Annotated in this window: 15 protein-coding genes and 1 other RNA gene; 10 read left to right on the forward strand and 6 right to left on the reverse strand. The window is 45.5% G+C overall.

The annotated features are described in order from the left end of the window. Window positions 1-108: 108 nt before the first annotated feature. The 5 genes from GZN30_RS10635 to serA all read left to right on the forward strand — a co-directional run bounded on the left by GZN30_RS10635 (window position 109) and on the right by serA (window position 3,570). Window positions 109-438, forward strand: a complete 330-nt coding sequence (locus GZN30_RS10635; RefSeq protein ID WP_075649675.1) for a cell division protein ZapA — start codon at window positions 109-111, stop codon at window positions 436-438. 66 nt (window positions 439-504) lie between these two features. Next, window positions 505-688, forward strand: a non-coding RNA gene (ssrS, locus tag GZN30_RS10640) — 6S RNA. Window positions 689-718: 30 nt separating this feature from the next. Then, window positions 719-1,315: a 5-formyltetrahydrofolate cyclo-ligase gene (locus tag GZN30_RS10645; RefSeq protein ID WP_075649674.1), complete on the forward strand. Its 597-nt coding sequence runs from the start codon at window positions 719-721 to the stop codon at window positions 1,313-1,315. 54 nt (window positions 1,316-1,369) lie between these two features. Beyond that, window positions 1,370-2,026 (forward strand): ribose-5-phosphate isomerase RpiA, encoded by a 657-nt coding sequence (rpiA, locus tag GZN30_RS10650; protein WP_075649673.1) that lies wholly within the window; start codon window positions 1,370-1,372, stop codon window positions 2,024-2,026. Between the two features lie 314 nt (window positions 2,027-2,340). Then, window positions 2,341-3,570 carry a phosphoglycerate dehydrogenase gene (gene serA / locus GZN30_RS10655; protein ID WP_075649672.1) on the forward strand — a complete coding sequence of 410 codons (1,230 nt, stop codon included), beginning with the start codon at window positions 2,341-2,343 and terminating at the stop codon, window positions 3,568-3,570. 96 nt (window positions 3,571-3,666) lie between these two features. Here the strand turns inward: serA and ilvN are convergent, their stop codons facing one another. The 6 genes from ilvN to GZN30_RS10685 form a co-directional block, all read right to left on the reverse strand. Next, entirely contained in the window at window positions 3,667-4,161 is a 495-nt protein-coding gene (ilvN, locus tag GZN30_RS10660) for an acetolactate synthase small subunit (protein WP_075649671.1), read from the reverse strand. Window position 4,162: 1 nt separating this feature from the next. After that, window positions 4,163-5,887: an acetolactate synthase 3 large subunit gene (locus GZN30_RS10665; RefSeq protein WP_075649670.1), complete on the reverse strand. Its 1,725-nt coding sequence runs from the start codon at window positions 5,885-5,887 to the stop codon at window positions 4,163-4,165. 381 nt (window positions 5,888-6,268) lie between these two features. Then, a complete protein-coding gene (locus GZN30_RS10670) occupies window positions 6,269-8,077 on the reverse strand; it encodes an AMP-dependent synthetase/ligase (RefSeq protein WP_075649669.1) in 1,809 nt (602 codons plus the stop codon). Between the two features lie 223 nt (window positions 8,078-8,300). Then, on the reverse strand, window positions 8,301-9,251 hold the full coding sequence (leuO, locus tag GZN30_RS10675) for a transcriptional regulator LeuO (protein ID WP_075649668.1): 951 nt from the start codon (window positions 9,249-9,251) through the stop codon (window positions 8,301-8,303). 312 nt (window positions 9,252-9,563) lie between these two features. Beyond that, a complete protein-coding gene (locus GZN30_RS10680) occupies window positions 9,564-10,610 on the reverse strand; it encodes an MJ1255/VC2487 family glycosyltransferase (protein WP_075649667.1) in 1,047 nt (348 codons plus the stop codon). Window positions 10,611-10,613: 3 nt separating this feature from the next. Then, window positions 10,614-11,141 (reverse strand): phosphatase PAP2 family protein, encoded by a 528-nt coding sequence (locus GZN30_RS10685; protein ID WP_075649666.1) that lies wholly within the window; start codon window positions 11,139-11,141, stop codon window positions 10,614-10,616. A gap of 517 nt (window positions 11,142-11,658) precedes the next feature. Between GZN30_RS10685 and leuA the strand changes: the two genes are divergently transcribed. The 5 genes from leuA to GZN30_RS10710 all read left to right on the forward strand — a co-directional run bounded on the left by leuA (window position 11,659) and on the right by GZN30_RS10710 (window position 17,309). Beyond that, window positions 11,659-13,206 carry a 2-isopropylmalate synthase gene (gene leuA / locus GZN30_RS10690; protein ID WP_075649665.1) on the forward strand — a complete coding sequence of 516 codons (1,548 nt, stop codon included), beginning with the start codon at window positions 11,659-11,661 and terminating at the stop codon, window positions 13,204-13,206. An 80-nt stretch (window positions 13,207-13,286) separates the two neighbouring features. Next, window positions 13,287-14,378 (forward strand): 3-isopropylmalate dehydrogenase, encoded by a 1,092-nt coding sequence (leuB, locus tag GZN30_RS10695; RefSeq protein ID WP_075649664.1) that lies wholly within the window; start codon window positions 13,287-13,289, stop codon window positions 14,376-14,378. Window positions 14,379-14,401: 23 nt separating this feature from the next. Next, window positions 14,402-15,802: a 3-isopropylmalate dehydratase large subunit gene (gene leuC, locus GZN30_RS10700; protein WP_075649701.1), complete on the forward strand. Its 1,401-nt coding sequence runs from the start codon at window positions 14,402-14,404 to the stop codon at window positions 15,800-15,802. Between the two features lie 12 nt (window positions 15,803-15,814). Next, a complete protein-coding gene (gene leuD / locus GZN30_RS10705) occupies window positions 15,815-16,417 on the forward strand; it encodes a 3-isopropylmalate dehydratase small subunit (protein ID WP_075649663.1) in 603 nt (200 codons plus the stop codon). 109 nt (window positions 16,418-16,526) lie between these two features. Then, on the forward strand, window positions 16,527-17,309 hold the full coding sequence (locus GZN30_RS10710) for a DUF547 domain-containing protein (protein WP_075649662.1): 783 nt from the start codon (window positions 16,527-16,529) through the stop codon (window positions 17,307-17,309). Window positions 17,310-17,354 lie beyond the last annotated feature (45 nt).

Raw genomic sequence — 17,354 nt, forward strand, 5'->3', positions numbered from 1 at the left:
TTTTGGCTTTGTTGCACGGGAAAGACTTGAATCTTAACAACGCTTTTTCTATAGTTTCCCCCTCGGTGATGGTCTGCATTATCACCTTAATTTAAGTGTAGAGTGGATATGAGTAGCCAAGCGGTAGAAGTTGAAATTTTAGGTAAGTTAACCAGAGTTAACTGCCCAGCGGGTCAGGAAGAAGCGCTGCTTCAAGCTGCCAAACGACTGAATGATCGTTTGAGAGACATGACCGACAAAACCAAAGTGACCAACGAGGTGCATCTTTTGACCATCGCGGCGCTTAACTTTTGCTATGATTTGGAAACTCGCGACAGCTCTACCAATGAACAACTTGAGTTGCAACAACAGCTCAATGAGAGAATGGAGAAACTCTCAACATCACTTGATGATGCGCTAAGTAAAGTACAGCCAGGAAAGCCGTCACCTTTAGCTTAAAAATATATCTCTTGATTGCAGAGTTACTGACTAAACTTACTCAGTGCGATACAATCAAGATCCAGATTTACCCTGGAGTGTACGTTAGTGGGATTATGTCCCTGAGCCGATAAGCAATCCTTAAGGGTTAGTACTTGAAGGCTATTGAGCAAGCTCGGCATGTACCGAGAAGCCTACGGTCATCATTGCTGATCCGCCTTGAACCAGCTGGTTCAAGGGTCTAAATCTCCAACGGCACTCTGGGGTATCCTTCGATACCCTTTCTAACTTGGGTATCTGCATGAATCTTTCACGACAAGAATTTCGTCAGCAAATTCGCCAACTCAGACGACAACTCTCACCACAATTTCAATATCAATCTGGACTTGAGCTGGTCGAACAGTTTGCTACTCTGCCAGAATTAACCAATGCACACCATATCGCCCTCTATCTCAGTGCCGATGGCGAAGTGGATACTCAGCCACTGATTGAATGGTTATGGCAACAAGGCAAGCAAGTTTATCTACCCGTGATTCACCCTTTCTCTAAAGGTCACCTACTTTTCCTCCATTACCAAGCTGATACTGAAATGGTATTGAATCAATACCGCATTCTTGAACCGAAACTCAAACAACCGCTGATTCAACCACTCACCAAACTCGACCTGATTTGTACGCCATTGGTTGCCTTCGACTCGACCGGACATCGTCTTGGCATGGGGGGTGGCTATTACGATCGAACTTTGGAAGCGTGGTTTAAGCATGGACAAGGCGCCAAACCGATTGGCTTAGCGCACGACTGCCAGCATGTCAGTCGTTTACCCATTGAGTCTTGGGATGTACCACTACCAAAAATAGTGACACCAAGCAGAGTTTGGCATTGGGAAAGTCATCTCTGAGGGTATATAATCCGCCGCGCAAACGTTAACTATCCATCCAGTTAGGAGATGAGCATGACTCAAGATGAGATGAAAAAAGAAGCAGGTTGGGCTGCGCTTAAGTATGTAGAGAAAGACAGTATTGTAGGCGTAGGTACTGGCTCGACAGTAAATCACTTCATCGATGCACTAGGTTCAATTAAAGATGACATCAAAGGTGCGGTATCAAGCTCAGAAGCATCAACGCAACGCCTAAAAGATCTAGGCATTGAAGTGTTTGATTGCAATGACGTAATCAAACTCGATATCTACGTTGATGGCGCAGATGAAATCAATGCTCATCGCGATATGATCAAAGGTGGCGGTGCTGCACTAACACGTGAAAAGATCGTGGCAGCAATTTCAGAAAAATTCATCTGTATCGTCGACGACACGAAAGCGGTTGATATCCTTGGTCAATTCCCACTTCCAGTTGAAGTTATTCCGATGGCACGTTCATACGTCGCGCGTGAACTTGTAAAACTGGGTGGTGATCCGGCTTACCGTGAAGGGGTTATCACTGACAACGGCAACGTGATCTTAGATGTGCACAACATGCAGATCGTCAATCCTAAAGAGATGGAACGTGCTATCAACGCTATCCCTGGCGTAGTGACTGTTGGTCTATTCGCAGCTCGCAGCGCGGATGTGGTAATCACAGGTACTCCAAACGGTGCAAAAATCGAAGAATAATAGTCAAAGTCAGTGATATCGATTGGACGCCAATAGTGCATCACTTATCGCACAATCACTAACTCGAGTTTCTGTTATTTCATTACAAGCGACCCTTATTTGGGTCGCTTTTGTATTTTTCTTGCCTAAAAATTATTCATTATTCCGTAATTTTCTTACCCAAAGCCAAATTTTTTTGTTAACTTAATGAGCAGAAGACGCACAAGGAAAACGTTTGCGCTCCTTATAAGAGGTTAATGAATGGTCTGTTTTTATCTCTTTGATGCAATGTGCGCCAGTTAAGCCCCCTTTCCCCCATTTTAAGGACGAAGATAATGGCCAAAGTTTCACTGGAAAAAGATAAAATTAAAATACTGCTCTTAGAGGGTCTGCACCCATCTTCAGTCGAAGTTCTACAAGCAGCAGGTTACACCAATATTGAATACCACAAAGGTTCACTCGCAGAAGATGAACTATTAGAAGCGGTAAAAGATGCGCACTTTATTGGTATTCGTTCACGCACCAACCTATCTCAGCAAGTGATTGATGCCGCAGAAAAATTAGTGGCGATCGGCTGTTTCTGTATTGGTACCAACCAAGTTGACCTTAATGCTGCGGCGGTCCGCGGTATTCCTGTATTCAATGCCCCATTCTCTAATACGCGCAGTGTCGCGGAACTGGTACTTGGACAAATCCTACTGCTGCTACGTGGTATCCCAGAGAAAAATGCACTGGCTCATCGCGGTATTTGGAAAAAAAGCGCCGATAACTCTTACGAAGCTCGTGGCAAACGTCTAGGGATTATTGGTTACGGTCACATTGGTACTCAGCTTGGCATTATCGCCGAGAACTTAGGTATGCGCGTTTACTACTACGACATCGAAAATAAACTATCGCTGGGTAACGCTACTCAAGTCGCCACAATGAGCGAACTACTGAACAAGTGTGATGTGATCTCACTACACGTACCGGAAACACCGGAAACCAAGAACATGATGGGGGCTGACGAGTTTGCCCGCATGAAACCAGGCGCAATCTTTATCAATGCCGCTCGCGGTACAGTGGTTGATATTGAAGCACTATGTCACTCTCTTGAAGCGGGTCATATTTCTGGTGCCGCGATCGATGTGTTCCCAACCGAACCAAAAACCAATGCGGACCCATTTGAGTCACCACTACAAAAATACGACAACGTGATCCTCACACCACACGTTGGCGGTTCGACTCAAGAAGCGCAAGAGAATATCGGTGTCGAAGTGGCAGGCAAACTCGCGAAGTACTCTGATAATGGTTCAACGTTATCAAGTGTTAACTTCCCAGAAGTGGCACTGCCTGAGCACCGCGACTGTTCACGTCTACTGCACATTCACCAAAACCGCCCAGGTATCTTGACGCAAATTAACACTATCTTCGCTGAAGAGGGCATTAACATTGCTGGTCAATACCTGCAAACAGCGGCTGACATTGGTTATGTGGTTATTGACGTTGAAACAGAGCGCTCACAAGAAGCCTTAGAGAAGCTGAAAGGAATCGAAGGCACAATTCGCGCACGTATTCTGCACTAATTGCATCTAAACGCTTTAAAACACAAAACCACCGCCTAGTGCGGTGGTTTTTTATTATTACTTAGCGCTTTAATTTCAGAGAGTTGAATTGAGTTACTACGGTTTCAGTGCTCGCTCACCACGAGCAATACCAACCACACCACTACGGGCAACCTCAATCACTTCAGTCACTTCCGAGAGCGCCTGAATAAAGGCATCAAGCTTTTCGCTCGTACCGGTAAGTTGCACTGTGTATTGCGCAGCCGTCACATCAACAATCTGACCACGGAAAATATCCGCAGTGCGCTTCACTTCTGCACGAGCAAAACCACTCGCCTTCACTTTCACCATCAAAAGTTCACGCTCGATATGCTCAAGCTCTGTCACTTCTTGCACTTTGAGTACATCAATCAACTTATGCAGCTGCTTTTGGATCTGCTCTAGCTCTAGATCATCAGAGATGGTGGTAATATTCAAACGCGATAAGGTCTCATCATCAGTTGGAGAAACCGTCAACGATTCAATGTTATAACCACGTTGTGAAAACAAGCCAACCACACGAGACAAAGCACCAGGTTGGTTTTCTAATAGTAGTGAAATGATATGTCTCATGTTAGGTACGCTCCGTCTTGCTTAGCCACATCTTATCCATACCCTCGCCTTTAATTTGCATTGGGTATACATGCTCTGTTTCATCGACGTTAATATCGACAAACACCAAGCGATCTTTCATCTCAAGAGCTTGCTTTAAGCCAGACTCAAGTTGATCCGGTGTTTCGATACGAATACCTACATGACCATACGCTTCAGCAATAGCGGCAAAATCAGGCACTGAACTCATGTAAGAGTTAGAATGGCGACCTTGATAAATAATGTCTTGCCACTGTTTCACCATACCTAGGAAGCGGTTGTTTAAGTTGATAATTTTCACTGGGATATCGTACTGCATGGCAGTCGATAGCTCCTGAATATTCATTTGAATACTGCCATCACCCGTCACTACTACCACTTCCTCATCAGGCTTGGCGAACTTAACCCCCATGCCCGCAGGTAAACCAAAGCCCATGGTGCCGAGACCACCAGAGTTAATCCAACGACGTGGCTTATTGAACGGGTAGTAAAGCGCAGCAAACATCTGGTGCTGACCGACATCCGAGGCAACATAAGCATCACCATTAGTCAGCTTATGCAGAGTTTCAATCACTTGCTGTGGCTTGATGCGCTCTGGGGATGTTTCATAACTCAGGCACTCTTTATCACGCCAAGTTTGAATCTCATCCCACCAGCAGTTCAGCGCGTGCTCATCATTGCTGCCACCTTGTTCCACCAGCAAGTTCACCATCGCTTCGAGTACTTTGTCGGCAGAGCCAACAATTGGCAGATCCGCTTTGACGTTCTTCGAGATCGACGAAGGATCGATATCAATGTGCATCACCCGTGCGTTCGGACAGTACTTTTCTAGGTTATTGGTAGTACGGTCATCAAAACGCACCCCAATACCAAAAATAAGATCGGCATCATGCATCGCCATATTCGCTTCATAGGTACCATGCATACCTAACATCCCCAGCGAGTTTTTATGCGTTCCAGGGAATGCCCCCAAGCCCATTAGCGTACTGACAACCGGAAGGTTCAGCGTTTCCGCGAGTTTCAACAGCGGAGCATCCGCTTGTGAGATCACCGCGCCGCCACCAACATAAAGTACCGGCTTGTTCGCTTCTAATAGCGCTTTAAGTGCTTTTTTAATCTGACCTTTGTGACCGGTAGTGGTTGGTTTGTATGAGCGCATCGAGACTGATGCTGGATACTCATAAGGGAATTTAAACTGCGGATTAATGACGTCTTTAGGCAGGTCGATTAAAACCGGACCAGGACGACCTGTGGTAGCAATATAAAAGGCTTTTTTAACCGTTTCAGGAATGTCTTCTGCTTTCTTTACTAAAAAGCTGTGTTTTACCACTGGGCGAGAGACACCGACAATATCACACTCTTGGAACGCATCATTACCAATCAGATTGTTTGGTACGTTACCAGAAATGACAATCATTGGGATCGAGTCCATGTATGCCGTTGCGATACCGGTAATGGTATTGGTTGCACCAGGACCTGAACAGACCAAGACCACACCCGGTTTTCCCGTAGCGCGCGCATAACCATCTGCCATATGCGTAGCGGCTTGCTCATGGCGAACTAAGACATGTTTGATTTGGTCGGTTTTAGCATGAAGAGCATCATAGATATCCAAAACAGAACCGCCTGGATAACCGAAAATTTGTTCAACGCCTTCTTCGATAAGAGATTGCACTACCATCTCGTTACCGGACAACATTGCTGCCATATTATTCTCCTTCTCTACGCCAGCCCATTGGGTCAATAGGTTGGGTAGTTGTCACATAGTCTAGGGCTTACTTTTAGCCTATTAGAAAAACTTCCACTTCTTCTCTATGCCTTGTGCTCAGTCATAACAAAACACAAGATACGGCAACAAATGTAACGTTTTATTTTCAAGGAATCTATTGCGACTTTTATCGCATAATCTACACAATGCTATAAAAAGGACACTTCTTAGCTCAACCACCATGAGCAAAGTAATGCTCCAGCATCAAATGATGTCAAACAGACAAAAAAAGGTGGATAATTTTTATTCACCATAAATGACACGTAAAAAAAATCCCCAGTAAAACTGGGGATCTCTCATATTCAATCGCTCGATCAATATCTACTTGTCAGAGTGCTTATCGTTGTACATCTCTTCGATTTCATTGTGATATTTATCGTGAATAACTTTACGACGCAGCTTTTGTGTCGGCGTTAACTCACCTTCATCCATAGAAAAGGCTTTTGGTAGCAGTTTAAACTTCTTCACCTGCTCAAACTTAGCCAACTCTTGCTGGAGATCATTCACACGTTTTTCCAACATCTCGATGATTTGGTTGTGCTTAATCAGCTCAACGCGGTCATGGTATTTGATGTTTAGCTCTTTCGCGTACTCTTCCAAGCTATCAAAACATGGCACAATCAGCGCCGACACGAATTTACGTGTATCCGCGATTACGGCAATCTGCTCAATGAAGTGGTCTTTACCAATCGCACCTTCAACGACTTGAGGGGCAATGTACTTACCGTTTGACGTTTTCATCAACTCTTTAATACGGTCAGTAATGAACAGGTTACCGTTTTCATCGATATGACCTGCATCGCCTGTTTTCAAGAAACCATGTTCATCAAATGTTTCCGCGGTCTCTTTTGGCATCTTGTAGTAACCACGCATCACCATCGGACCACGCACCAAGATCTCGTTATTCTCACCGATCTTAACTTGCGCACCTGGCATAGACATACCAATTGAGTCCGGGTTGAAGCATTTGTCATCCCAGCATGACACCGTTGCCGTGGTCTCTGTCATGCCATAGCCAAGTTTCACGTTAATGCCAATCGCATGGAAAAAGCGACCAATGGTCTCATCCAGCTTTGCACCACCACACGGCATAAAGTTAATACGTCCACCCAGCAATGCACGCAGTTTAGACAGTACCAATTTATCAGCCAGCTTGTGAGACTTCTTCAACATCAATGAAGGCTTACGTCCTTCTTGATGACAAACTGCCATTTTAGCGCCCATATTGACCGCCCAAGTGAACATCACTTTGCGAATAAATGGCGCTTTAGCTACTTTCTCGTGGATCGCAGAGAAGATTTTCTCATAGAAACGCGGTACCGCACTCATTACGGTTGGGCGAACTTCACTTAACGCATCACGCACTTGCATCGTATCTTGCAGGTAGCAGTTCGTTGCACCTTTGTAGAGTACGTAGAAAGACCACGCACGCTCAAATACATGTGACAGCGGAAGGAAACATAGTGATACGTCTTCTTGAGAAAGACTCAATCTTTCATCATGCCCTTGCAACTGAGCGGCAATGTTTGCGTAATCCAGCATTACACCTTTCGGTTGACCAGTTGTACCCGAGGTATAAATTAGGGTCAAAAGATCGTCAAGGCGCGCCTGCTCTAAGCGTTCATCAAGCTCAGCTTGATGTGATTGATCGCCTTTCGCAATGAACTCATTCCATGTAATGGCAAATTCATGCTCCGCAATATCAATGCCTTCCGACATCGCGACAACCAATTCCAGTTGTTCACATTGTTCAAAAATAGAAACCGCAGCGTCAAATTGAGCTTGCTCACCAACAAACAGCACTTTTACATCCGCATTTTGCAAAATATATGCAGACTGATCCGCCGTGTTGGTTGGATAAATTGGTACGATAACACCACGCAACTGCATCGCAGCAAAATCAGCGATAGTCCACTGCGGCATGTTATTAGAGAAGATCCCTATCTTGTCTTGAACTCTCAATCCTTGAGCCAATAGCGCAAGTGACATTGCATCCACTTGCTGACCAAATTGCGCCCAGCTGATGCTTTGCCATGAGCCATCAACTTTGTGCTTAAGCGCCGTGCGCTCTTTGCCTTTAGCAATTTGTTCGCGAATTCGTTTAACGATGTGAAAATCTAAATTGGCCATCTTTTCTACCTTTAAGCTTACACCTGTAAGCTTTTTGCGCGCACAGTGTACATTTCAAGCAAAAAAAGGCAACTGACACGTATCAAACTTATATAAAAAAGCCCCGAAGCGAGAACGCGTTCGAGGCTTTTATGTACTGTTTCAAAGGCTATCTTAACCAATGGCAAAGAATTGCTTAGTGAATAACCAATTAAATTTCAATAATTTGTATCGTAAAACGCCATTACTCAGCGTCACGGCAAACTTCCGCTAAGCGATCTCGTAACCAAATATGTCCTTGGTCTTTTTCATTCGATTCATGCCAACTTAGGTAACCGCTAATCGTCTTGTTAGCAAAAGGCGTTGCTAAGATCTGCAGTTGCTCTTTATTGGCTGCGTTTTCAACCATCCAACGCGGTGCAATCGCGACTAATTCTGACTGACCAACCACATACAGTAAGTTACTTAAACTCGCGCCTTCATAGTAAGCAACCACATCAACCCCTTGGTACGCTTGCTCAGAAATACTCTGCTGACCATGTCCTTGCGAAAGCTTAGCATGACGTTCATTTAGTAATGCTTGTGCTGAGATAGTTTGCTGCACGCGTGGGTGAGATTGGCTCGCAACGACCACTAACTCATCTTTAAACAGTTCAACGTTGTGTACACCCTGTTCATTGTAGCTACGGTAATCGATCACCGCGTCTAAAGATTGGTTACGCATACGCTCAACAATCTGTTCATCAAACTGCGCGTCAACATGCAGTTTTACTTCTGGGGCAACCTGCTGCAAATACGCCATGATCTTCGGTGCAAAACGCATATCGCAAGGACTGCATAGCGATAGATTAAACTGGCGCTCAGAGGTTTCTGGTGCAAAGTCAGCGGTAGGCAACTGATTACGGATCAATTGTAGCGCTTGGCGAATAGGAACAAACAGCTGTCTTGCTCGTTGTGTTGGCTGAATACCGCGCCCTTGGCGAATAAAGAGTTCGTCACTAAACATCACTTTTAAACGTGCTACCGCATTACTTACCGCTGGTTGTGACATGCCCAAGTTATGCGCAGCACGAGTAATGTTTTGTTCTTGCATTACGGCATCGAACACAGTTAGCAAGTTAAGATCTACGCCACGAAGCACAGATTCCATGCGATTGGTTAAGTGAGGATTTACTAGGTCTTTGGTGTCAGTCATCAATCGTATCCCAATTATTTATGCGGTTAAGCAGCCAAGAAAAATCAACCACACTCTCGGCTAAATTCAACAGAAGTAGTTATTCGTTATTGTGATAATTACTTATCGATTGAAACTATCGACCAATTAAATACTTACAAGCAAATAGATTGAGAACTAATCATAATTTTTTAGTATAAATGAATTTAACTCCTTTATTATCAGCACCTTGAGTTAAAGATAAAAAAAGCTAAATTGAGGTTTTCAGGCAATAAATTAGCTCTGTAACAGTTTGAAATAGTTGTAACAACGCCACAAGGCTCACTATCTCACTTAAACGTTGGCAACATAACTTGGAAAGTCGACCTTACCCCACAATCGCTCAGTCAACTGCGCAGTATCATCCCACTCACCTCGCAGTAACCACTCCACCAGCGCAGTGGCAACGTCGGGATAATCGACACTCTCACCTGGCGCTTCATCTAACCATGCGCGTACAACCGACGCATCGAGGTATTCCATGCTCGTCGCCAAGCCGAGCGTCTCTAACGTAGCCACATTGGAGAGTTGCTCAAACTGCCCGGTTAACGGTTTGAGCAACAGTTTTTTGCCTAATGTCAGTGCTTCTGATGGCAGTTCAAAGCCACCATTGGCGATGATGCCAGAGCAGCGGTTGAGATAATGATGGAATCCTTCAAGGCTCAATGGATTAAATAGGATGTTATCTATCTGCTTGGCAGCGATAATTTGTGGATGAAAACAAACAAAGGATTGACGAGAGAAACGCAGTAACAAATCACTGATGTCATCCAAGCTTTCAAAAGGTAGGTAAACTAAGACATAAGGCTGTGACTCAACCGACTCTCGAGTCGTGTGCACAATTGGCGGTAAGATTGGCTGGTCAAAATGATACCAGTGCAAACCGATATGACGCTGACTTGGCGCGAAGTAGCGAATCACACATTTATCTAACCAGCTCGCCCCATGTAAAGGAACCGAATAGCGGAAAGCGTTCTGGTGGCTGATACTGATCACGGGTTTACCTTGCCATCTTGCAGCCCAAGCCGATACTGGCTCAAAATCGTTGAGAATAAGATCGTATTGAGACAGATCGAGCTGTTTTACTTCGCGATAGAACTCGCTAAGACTGTTGTTGAGTGCCGTTTTAAGGTAGCTGACTTTGCCCTTTTCGGTCGCAAAGGTTAATCCTCGCCGAGTTTGATAGTCACCAAACTCTTGCATCGAAAAATACTTATCTGCCTGTCGACCGGAAAAAAGAAAATCAACCTCTACGCCTCTTTGTTTGAGTGCCAAACACATCGCCCTTGCTCGAGCAATATGACCATTTCCTGTTCCTTGCACGCCGTATAAAATCTTCATTCATTACACTCCTAGCCACTGCAGTGCAGCCTTAGCACAGCTCACTCCAAGCACCGCCCCCAGCAGTACATCCGTTAAAAAATGAACACCAAGTAAAATGCGCGACACGGCAATTAAACTCGCCCAAATAAAGGTCAGTTCAGCCAGGCTTGGATAGAAACAACCCAGTAGAGTTGCCATCAAAAACGCAGCAGCAGTGTGTCCTGAGGGTAAGCTGTATCGATCGGAAGGGGTAATGAATGATGGGATTAAAGCGCTCAGTTCTTGCGGTCGACGACGCTTAAATAAGTTTTTACTCAACCAGTAAATGGGCAGTTCAAGACTAAAAGCCATCAACCCCGCCAATAGCAATAGCTGCCCGTTCTCTCCACCAAGCCACCAAGCTAAGAGCGCAATGACCACGTATAAGTGACCATCTCCGGTATGAGATACCGCTCGGCTAATGCGGGAAATGGGATAACTAAAGCGATTTTGCAGACAAAAAAGTGAAAACGCCAAATCTAATTTGGCAATTGGTTCGATTGAACGCATGCGCAATCCTCTCTCTGATAGCACTGATTTAAAACTAAAAGAGAACAATGACAACACCATGAAGCTTTATGGTGATTACCATGACACGACTAATACGGACTTAGTCCTAAGCCACCATTTCGCTGCGATACATTTATAAAACAAATAATTAGCAATATAGGTGGAGTAGATTCATCGCAATGAAATGTTGCACTGCGCGGAGGAGTGGAAAAAAAATGACCAATTTTGCCATTTACGGTTGACTCATCATGCTGAGTACGGTACTAATTCTATTAACTTAAATATGTGGATTCATTAACTCTCTTAGGAAGTAGTTAACAATGACAAATCATTTCTCTATCCTGCTAAGCCTCCTCCTGATCGTGAACCAATCGCGCGGGTAGGCTGTGGAAGAGAAATAACCACAACGAATTACACAAAACCCGCAACAAATTGCGGGTTTTTTTATGTTCAAATACAGGAAGTAAACGTTTAAATCCCCGTAACAAGCGGATAAACGACGTATAAGGAAGCAGCTATGAACGATCAGGTCATTATCTTCGACACCACATTGCGTGATGGCGAACAAGCATTGTCAGCCAGTTTGACGGTTAAAGAAAAACTGCAAATTGCTTATGCTTTAGAACGTCTGGGCGTAGACGTGATTGAAGCAGGCTTTCCAGTATCGTCCCCAGGGGATTTTGAATCGGTGCAAACCATTGCCCGTAATATCAAAAATAGCCGTGTTTGCGCACTATCTCGCGCGGTCGCTAAAGATATTGATGCGGCAGCAGAGGCGTTAAAAGTTGCCGAAGCCTTCCGTATTCACACCTTTATCTCCACGTCGACCGTTCATGTGCAAGATAAGCTACGCCGCAGTTACGATGATGTGGTAGAGATGGGCGTTAAAGCGGTAAAACATGCGCGCCAATACACCGATGATGTCGAGTTCTCCTGTGAAGATGCAGGTCGCACACCGATCGACAATCTGTGTCGTATGGTGGAAGCCGCAATCAATGCTGGCGCAAGCACAGTCAACATTCCTGATACAGTAGGCTATACCGTACCAAATGAATTTGGCGGCATTATCGAAACGCTATTTAACCGCGTACCCAATATCGATAAAGCCATCATCTCGGTTCACTGTCATGACGATTTAGGTATGTCGGTTGCAAACTCAATTGCAGCCGTTCAAGCGGGCGCGCGCCAAATTGAAGGCACCATTAATGGTATTGGTGAACGCGCAGGTAACTGCTCGCTAGAAGAGATCGCAATGATCCTTAAAACTCGCCAAGAGCTACTTGGTGTACATACCGGAATTAAACACGACGAAATCCACCGCACCAGCAAGTTGGTCAGCCAACTATGCAACATGCCGATCCAGAGTAATAAAGCCATTGTTGGCGCCAATGCATTTAGCCACTCTTCCGGTATCCACCAAGACGGCATGTTAAAGAACAAAAACACTTACGAGATCATGACGCCAGAGTCGATTGGTCTGAAAAATCAGGCGCTAAACTTAACCTCTCGTAGTGGCCGTGCGGCAGTGAAAAGCCATATGGATGCAATGGGTTATAAAGAAGACGAATATAACTTAGATGCGTTATACGCAGATTTCTTGAAACTAGCCGACCGTAAAGGGCAAGTGTTCGACTACGACCTAGAAGCGCTAATGCACTTCTCTAACCTGCGTGAAGAAGACGACTTCTACAAATTAAACTACCTAAGCGTCCAGTCAGGTAGTGTGATGGCGACAACCAGCATCAAGATCCAATGTGGTGATACAGAGAAGAGTGAAGCAGCCGTGGGCAATGGTCCAGTCGATGCTCTTTACCAATGTATTTATCGTGTGACGGGCTACGACATTGTTTTGGATAAGTTCGATCTAACCGCCAAAGGCGAAGGTGAAGATGGTTTAGGTCAAGCTGACATCATCGCTAACTATAAAGGTCGTAAGTACCATGGTACCGGCGTCTCGACCGACATCGTTGAAGCATCAGGACAAGCATTGCTACACGTAATTAATAGCATCCACCGCGCTGATGAAATCGAGCAGATGAAGCAAAAGAAGATCGCCACTGTATAGGATGACAACCAAACGCTGCCTGTCGCGGCGTTTGAATAAATTAAAAAAGCAGCACAACGCAAAAAAGTTAAAGGACGACCATGACAGACAAGACATACAAAATCGCGGTACTCGCTGGCGATGGAATTGGACCAGAAGTAATGGCTCAAGCAAACAAGGTGCTTGATGCAATTGAAAAGAAACATGCGATTCAATTTGAGCGCGATGCGCATGATGTCGGTGGCATCGCGATTGATAACCATGGTACGCCACTGCCAGAAAGCACTGTAGCCGCCTGTGAAGCCGCTGATGCAGTACTGTTTGGTTCTGTGGGCGGTCCAAAATGGGAACACCTGCCACCCAACGATCAACCTGAGCGTGGCGCACTGTTACCTCTGCGTAAGCACTTCCAACTATTTTGTAACCTTCGCCCAGCACAAATCCATTCAGGGCTGGAAGCTTTCTCGCCTTTGCGTGCTGACATCTCTGAACGTGGTTTTGATATTGTTGTAGTCCGCGAACTGACTGGTGGTATCTATTTTGGTCAACCTAAAGGTCGTGAAGGTGAAGGCGCTAACGAAAAAGCTTTCGATACCGAGGTTTACCACCGTTTCGAGATTGAGCGCATTGCGAAGATCGCCTTTGAATCAGCCCGTCTACGCGATAAAAAAGTCTGCTCTATAGACAAAGCCAACGTACTACAAAGCTCCATTCTATGGCGTGAAGTGGTGGAAGAGATCGCCAAAGATTACCCTGATGTCGAGCTTTCACACATGTACATCGATAACGCCACCATGCAGCTGATTAAAGATCCGGCACAGTTCGATGTCATGCTATGTTCAAACATCTTCGGTGACATCATTTCCGATGAATGCGCAATGATCACTGGCTCAATGGGGATGCTTCCTTCAGCCTCTCTAAACGAAAGCAAGTTCGGTCTATATGAACCAGCTGGCGGCAGCGCGCCGGATATCGCCGGTAAAAATATCGCTAACCCAGTCGCGCAAATTCTATCAGCGGCACTGATGCTACGTTACAGCCTAGGTGAAGAAGCGGCGGCGCAAGATATTGAAGTGGCAGTAAGTAAAGCACTAGCGGCAGGTGAACTGACCGCTGATCTCGCTGGCAATAATCCAGCACTATCGACCTCAGAGATGGGCGATAAGATCGCAAGCTACATTCTAAATTCATAATAATTACACGGAAGTAAATGAGTATGGGTAAAACGCTATATCAAAAAGTCTACGACGCGCACGTTGCCGTCGCAGCTGAGGGTGAAAACCCGATTTTGTATATTGACCGACATTTAGTCCATGAGGTGACATCACCACAAGCGTTTGATGGGCTGCGCGAAAAAGGACGTAAAGTACGTCAAGTAAGCAAGACCTTCGCCACTATGGACCACAACGTATCAACCACAACCAAAGATATTAATGCTTCAGGGGAAATGGCGCGTATCCAGATGGAAACGCTGTCTAAAAACTGTGAAGAGTTCGGGGTTACGCTTTACGATATCAATCACAAATACCAGGGCATTGTCCATGTTATGGGACCAGAGCTAGGTATTACCCTACCAGGTATGACGATCGTCTGCGGCGACTCTCACACTGCCACTCATGGTGCCTTTGGTTCACTGGCGTTTGGTATCGGTACCTCAGAAGTAGAACACGTACTGGCGACTCAGACGCTTAAACAAGCTCGTGCAAAAACCATGAAGATCGAAGTACAAGGTAAAGTTGCAGCGGGGATCACGGCCAAAGACATCGTACTGGCCATAATCGGTAAAACCACTGCCGCTGGCGGTACTGGCTATGTGGTTGAGTTCTGCGGTGAAGCCATCCGCGACTTAACCATGGAAGGTCGTATGACCGTATGTAACATGGCGATCGAGTTAGGTGCAAAAGCGGGTCTTATCGCACCAGATGACACTACGTTTGAATACATCAAAGGTCGTAAGTTTGCACCAACCGGTGCCGATTGGGATGCGGCGGTTGAATACTGGCAAACCCTACGTACTGACGATGATGCTGAGTTTGATGCAGTCGTTACCCTACAAGCAGCAGATATCAAACCGCAAGTTACTTGGGGTACTAACCCAGGACAAGTAATCGCAGTAGATGCACCAATTCCAGCCCCGACCAGTTTCGCTGATCCGGTTGAAAAAGCTTCGGCAGAGAAAGCGCTGGCGTACATGGGGTTGGAAGCTGGTAAGTCACTGTCTGACTACTCGGTTGATAAAGTATTTGTTGGCTCTTGTACCAACTCACGGATTGAAGATATGCGTGCTGCTGCGGCTGTCGCCAAAGGACGTAAAGTCGCGTCACATGTACAAGCGTTAATTGTTCCTGGCTCAGAGCAAGTCAAAGCACAAGCAGAAGCGGAAGGTCTAGATACTATATTTAAAGAAGCGGGTTTTGAATGGCGCCTGCCAGGATGCTCGATGTGTTTAGCAATGAATAACGACCGATTAGGACCTCATGAGCGCTGCGCTTCAACTTCAAACCGTAACTTTGAAGGTCGCCAAGGTCGTGATGGTCGCACCCATCTAGTCAGCCCTGCTATGGCTGCGGCTGCGGCGATTGCTGGTCACTTTGTTGATATTCGTGAGTTGGACTAAGGAGAATCAAACATGTCAGGTTTTAAACAGCACACAGGCTTGGTTGTTCCTCTAGATGCAGCGAACGTTGATACCGATGCGATTATTCCTAAGCAATTTCTCCAGAAAGTATCACGCTTAGGTTTCGGCAAACACCTATTTCATGACTGGCGCTTTCTTGATGACGCAGGCGAGCAACCAAACTCTGAGTTTGTAATGAATGCACCACGCTATCAAGGCGCGTCAATTCTGCTTGCACGTGAAAACTTTGGCTGTGGATCTTCGCGCGAACACGCGCCATGGGCACTTGCTGATTACGGTATAAAAGCGATGATCGCGCCAAGCTTTGCCGATATCTTCTACGGCAACTCGATCAACAACCAAATGGTACCAGTGCGCTTGACTGAGCAAGAAGTCGATGAAATCTTCCAATTTGTTGATGCTAACGAAGGCGCGCAAGTAGAAGTGGATCTTGAAGCCAATGTAGTAAGAGCAAATGGCAAAGAATACCGCTTTGAAATCGATAGCTTCCGTCGCCATTGCCTACTAAATGGCTTAGACAACATCGGGCTGACCTTGCAGCACGAAGATAAAATCGCCGAGTACGAAAGTAACATTCCAAGCTTTTTAGCTTAAGTGGAACGTAAAAAGGTTGGCAGTTGCCAACCTTTTTTGTGTCATTTGAAATATTTACTTCTTGGTGTAGGTCTAATAGATAACGTGTTCAAAAGATTGAGTAATATCCATGGCTAGATTCGCTATTGTTACCCTTGCACTATTTTCATTGCCACTTTACGCCGCGCCAGAGGCGAAACTTTGGAGTTATTGGCAGCAAAGCAATGAAAGCAATTCTGCGGAGATCTCCCATCAAGCTTGGCAAGAGATCCTAAATCGCTATATATCAAAACAAGGTGAACACAATCTGTTTGCCTATTCAGCAGTCTCACAAGATGATGATGCCAAACTGGACGGTTACTTAAACCAAATGGCACAACTCAATCCACTGCAATACTCCAAAGACGAGCAGTATGCCTATTGGGTTAACCTCTACAATGCGATCACTGTCGACCTTATCTTAGAAGAATATCCGGTGAAATCGATTACCAAGCTTGGTGGTTTGTTTAGTTTTGGTCCATGGGATGAGGAGGTCATTACCATTAACGGCAAAACCATCACACTTAATGATATTGAACACCGTATCCTGCGCCCAATCTGGCAAGATCCGCGCACTCATTACGCTGTAAACTGCGCCAGCCTAGGTTGCCCGAACCTTCAGCAACAAGCGTTTAGTGCAAACAACACTGAGCAGTTACTTGAAAAGGCGGCGATAAGCTTCATCAACAGTAACAAAGGCGCGCAGATTGAAGGTAACAAACTCATCGTCTCTTCAATTTATGATTGGTTTGCGGAAGACTTTACGGTGGATGGTGGGGTAAGAGCACATCTAGAGCAATATCGCCCACAGCTTCAAAGTGCACCAAGCAAAATTGACTATGAGTATGACTGGTCACTTAACGAAAAACGTTAGTCGCTGAAACGAAAAAGCCCCGACCGAATGGTGGGGACGCCTAGT

Source organism: Vibrio ponticus (assembly GCF_009938225.1).
In the GTDB taxonomy this organism is placed as follows: Bacteria; Pseudomonadota; Gammaproteobacteria; order Enterobacterales; family Vibrionaceae; genus Vibrio; species Vibrio ponticus.